This is a genomic window from Halobacillus sp. BBL2006 (assembly GCF_000786645.1).
GTDB lineage: Bacteria > Bacillota > Bacilli > Bacillales > Halobacillaceae > Halobacillus.
Genome location: NZ_JRNX01000110.1, coordinates 1 through 4,447, shown reverse-complemented (window position 1 = coordinate 4,447; position 4,447 = coordinate 1). Strand labels below are relative to the sequence as shown.

At 43.4% G+C, this 4,447-nt stretch carries 3 protein-coding genes and 1 pseudogene; 3 read left to right on the top strand and 1 reads right to left on the bottom strand.

Annotated features, from left to right (window positions below; translation table 11 throughout):
• Positions 1-299: 299 nt before the first annotated feature.
• Entirely contained in the window at positions 300-1,751 is a 1,452-nt protein-coding gene (gene zwf, locus LD39_RS04175; RefSeq protein ID WP_035543192.1) for a glucose-6-phosphate dehydrogenase, read from the top strand.
• A 576-nt stretch (positions 1,752-2,327) separates the two neighbouring features.
• Positions 2,328-3,749 (top strand): NADP-dependent phosphogluconate dehydrogenase, encoded by a 1,422-nt coding sequence (gene gndA, locus LD39_RS04170; RefSeq protein WP_035543190.1) that lies wholly within the window; start codon positions 2,328-2,330, stop codon positions 3,747-3,749.
• Between the two features lie 120 nt (positions 3,750-3,869).
• Here the strand turns inward: gndA and LD39_RS04165 are convergent, their stop codons facing one another.
• Complete coding sequence (locus tag LD39_RS04165) at positions 3,870-4,253, bottom strand: hypothetical protein (RefSeq protein WP_052158724.1); 384 nt, start codon at positions 4,251-4,253, stop codon at positions 3,870-3,872.
• Here LD39_RS04165 and LD39_RS23430 point away from each other — a divergent pair.
• A pseudogene (locus LD39_RS23430) lies at positions 4,246-4,447 on the top strand (PaaI family thioesterase); the annotation flags it as partial. The gene LD39_RS04165 and the pseudogene LD39_RS23430 overlap by 8 nt on opposite strands.

Below are 4,447 nucleotides of genomic sequence, written 5' to 3'. Positions count from 1 at the left end.
CTGGCATCTCTTTATCAAGAGATGATTGACTAAACAGCAGGATATACAACAAGAAGGACGGAATCGCGAGTGATTTTGTCCTTTTTTCTGTTTTTCTCTGCTATATTAGAAATCGGAAGAGTTGACATACTAAGATTAGAACCTATATCTTATAAAGATATGAACGATAAAAATCATTGATAGCTTTACTATACATGAGCAAAAAACGCTCTTATCTATTACGGGAGGTAGTCAGGAAAATGGAAAGTATCTCAGAAGAATCAGTTCTTAAAGGCGCTGGAATCGATTCCAGCGAAGTCATGCAGGATATGTCCTTTGTGTTATTCGGTGCATCTGGGGATCTCGCGAAACGCAAGCTTTATCCAGCTCTATATAATTTATTCCTTGAGGGGAAAATGCCTTCTTCCATCTCCGTAGTTGGATTAGGTAGAAAGCCATTCACAAATGAAGACTTTCATGCCCTTATTAAAGAAGCTCTGGAAACATTCTCGAGAACAGACATCGAGCCTTCGAACTTAAAAGAGTTCTTGGATAAATTCCGTTACTGTATTTTTGACGCGACGAAGCAAGAATCCTATAAAGATTTACAAGACTTTATTGAAAGTCGGGAGAGCGAACTGAATATCCCTGACAATCGCCTCTTTTACTTATCGGTGTCACCGAAGCTTGTTGAACTGATTGCTACCAACTTGCACAAAAACGGAGTCAGTCAGACAAAAGGCTGGAAACGTCTGATTGTCGAGAAGCCATTTGGAAGTGATTTAAAATCTGCTCAAGAATTGAATGCAAGTTTGAAGCAAGTATTCGATGAGGAAGAAATCTTTCGGATTGACCACTATCTAGGAAAGCCGATGGTGCAAAACCTTGAATCTCTTATCCGTCCGAATCCAATTCTGAAATCGTTGTGGGATCACCAGCAAATCGCCAATGTTCAAATCACAGCGAGTGAGACGGTCGGTGTAGGAACGAGGGCAAGCTATTATGATCATGCGGGTGCGATTCGTGATATGGTACAGAACCACCTCCTTCAACTCGTCATGATGACCGCCCTCCATCATCCGAAGAAACAGTCACCAAAAGAGATTGAAGAAAACAAGAAAGAAATCATGGAGTCCCTTCGCCCTGTAGCGAAAGACGAAATGGCAAATCACGTGATTCGCGGCCAATATGAAGCTGGCGAAGTTAACGGAGAAGGTGTAAAAGCCTATCGAGATGAAGAAGGCATTGAATCCTCTTCAAACAATGATACTTTCTTTGCTGCGCGATTATTTATCGACAATGAGTATTGGAAAGGCATTCCGTTTTACATTCGTACAGGGAAACGTATGGCGGAGAAATCGACGCATATTGTCATCGAATTCAAGAATGAAGCCGATGAAACGGACAATCCTGAAGAAGAAGGCATTGTCTCTAATCTCTTAGAAATTCAAATCAACCCAGCAGAGAGCGTGAGCTTGAGGGTGAATATTATGGACCAAACGAACCAACAGTTTGAGCCTGCCTTTATTACGTTTTCTAAGAATCCTTCTTCACAGCCAGAGGCTTACGAGCGTCTGTTGAATGATGCGATGCAAGGCAACTCTACCTACTTCGCTCATTGGAACGAAGTGGAACTATCATGGAAATGGGTCCAGCCGATTTTAGAAGCATTCCAAGACGATGCTCTTCCTCTGCATACGTACCCTGCTGGTTCTGAAGGTCCAGAAGCTTCTCATCAATTATTGAGCGAAGACGGATTCCAATGGTACTAAATTAAAGAGGTATTCAGTAATAGTGCAGGATTGTTGAAGACTCGATTTCGAGGTGTTTGTGTGGAGTAAGTGGCTTCGGGGAACAAGTCGCTTTCCTGTGTGGGAACTGGCAAGCCTCCTCGGTCGTTTTACTCCTAAGGGGTCTCGCCTAGCTCCTTCCCCCGCGGGAGTCTCGTTATAATCACATTACGTAAGACCATAGTGGACGACTGGATTCTAGAAGCATCCAAACAGAGTTCATTTCCATTGAGGCGTTTCCGTTATCCAAACAAATTCAAGGAGCACGTGGAAATTGCGAGACTCCTGTGGGAAGAGCGGGATAGGTGAGACCCCGGAGGACGAAGTCTGAGGAGGCTCAGCACACGCCCACGGAAAGCGAGTAATTTCCACGTCCTCCTCCCACTATTCTAAGCAGAGGAAACAAAAGTCTCGAAACTGAGTCTACAACAATCAGGAGCTTTAGTAGAATAAGAAAAATGTACAACAAGGATAAATCAATTTTTTAAATTAAGTGAGGAAAGTCGAACGGGCTACAGATGAATTTCCTACACTTTCATGAAAGGAACAGATACAGCTATGACAAAACAAAAGATGGGTGTCATCGGTTTAGGAGTCATGGGCGCTAACCTCGCCCTTAATATTGAAAGCAACGGATACTCTGTGTCTGTATATGATTATTGGACAGACCGAGTAGATGAAATGGTAAACAACGAAGCGAACAACAAACAAGTACAAGGTACCTACACCGTTGAGGAATTCATCGGCTCCCTTGAAACACCAAGAAAAATTCTGATGATGGTGAAAGCAGGCGAAACGACAGACAAAGTCATTGATACGCTGCTTCCCCACTTAGAAAAAGGCGATATCCTGATCGACGGAGGAAATACTTTTTACAAGGATACAGAAAAACGCGCTTCCTATTTGAGAGAAGCAGGCGTCCACTTTATCGGCACAGGTTTTTCAGGTGGAGAAGAAGGTGCAAGAAAAGGACCATCCATCATGCCAGGAGGCCCGAAAGAAGCTTACGACCAGGTGCAGCCAATCTTTGATGCGATTTCCGCTAAGGTGGAAGGCACCCCTTGCAGCACCCATATCGGTCCTGAAGGTGCCGGCCACTATGTAAAAATGGTGCACAACGGCATTGAATACGGTGATATGCAGCTAATCTGTGAAGCCTACTTCTTATTGAAAAATGTGCTTGGATTATCAGCCCAGGAGCTTCACGATGTATTTGCCGAGTGGAATGAAGGCGAATTGGACAGCTACCTTATTGAGATCACAGCTGACATTTTCACGAAGATCGATGAAGAAACAGGCGAGCCTTTAGTTGAAAGAATTCTTGATACGGCCGGTCAAAAAGGTACCGGAAAATGGACGAGCATTAACGCTCTGGAGCTCGGTGTCCCATTACCGATCATCACAGAATCCGTCTTTGCCCGTTTCATTTCTGCCATGAAAGAAGAACGTGTGAAGGCAAGCAAACAAATCAGCGGTCCTGAACTCAAACCTTTTACAGGGGATAAACAAGCTGCGATTGAATCTGTGAGAAAAGCGTTGTATATGAGTAAAATCTGCTCCTACGCCCAAGGATTCGCTCAAATGCAGTCGGCTTCAAAAGAGAAAGAATGGAACTTGAATTACGGAGACATCGCGATGATCTTCCGAGGCGGCTGTATCATCCGTGCTCAGTTCCTTCAGAAAATCAAAGAAGCCTATGACCGCGAGGGCGAGTTGGATAACTTGCTGCTTGATCCTTATTTCAAAGGCATCGCTGAGGATTACCAATCAAGCCTGCGCGAAGTCGTAAGCCTTGGTGTTCAGCAAGGGATTCCAATGCCGGCATTCTCAAGTGCGATCGCTTATTTTGACAGCTACCGTACTGCGGATCTCCCTGCGAACCTGCTTCAGGCGCAGCGTGATTACTTTGGTGCTCACACGTATCAACGAAAAGATAAAGAGGGTACCTTCCATACGGAGTGGACAAAGGTAGAGGCGTAAACTAATCGCTTATATCTCAAGCCTCCTACATGCTAATTTTATATAAAGAAAATCTGAAAGCTCAGAGTTTAATGCTCTGAGCTTTTGTTTTGTATAGAGTTATTACTCGTCACTCGGCCTTTAGTACGGAATCAAGATCGCTCCCAATAACATTCCAACAATGCCTCCAGCTACCCCCATGATTATTAATATCCAACCATGTTTGTCTAATTCATAATCCTTTCTTAAAACGACTCCCATACAAATAGCGACTATACTAAGAAATACAGGAAAAATAACAATGGCTAGTATGGCAGATAACCAACCAATGGTTATAATTATTTTTCGACTATCTTTCTCTTTCCTTAAGAAACCTCCACCTAATTGTTTTATTTCTAAACAAAAATTTTCTTCAAACCCCTCTTCGCAAGAAAGTTCTCTTCTTTTGTAATCACTATAATATGATAAAATTTTCAGATTTTTACATGCTATACTATTTAGGAAGGAGGAGATCGATTTGAACAAGTCTATTGAGCACGCGATTCAAGATGAATATCCCGACGATTTTTCATGGTGTTATGGATGTGGCCGCTTAAATGGGGAAGGCCATCACTTCCGCACCGGATGGGACGGAGAGCAAACCGTCACTGTTTACACCCCGCGCCCGGAGCATACGGCCATTCCCGGATTCGTTTACGGTGGGCTTACAGCTTCATTAA

Coding starts and splice junctions, on each gene's coding strand:
- gndA (WP_035543190.1), top strand. CDS start 2,328: ATGACAAAACAAAAGATGGGTGTCATCGGTTTAGGAGTCATGGGCGCT.
- zwf (WP_035543192.1), top strand. CDS start 300: ATGCAGGATATGTCCTTTGTGTTATTCGGTGCATCTGGGGATCTCGCG.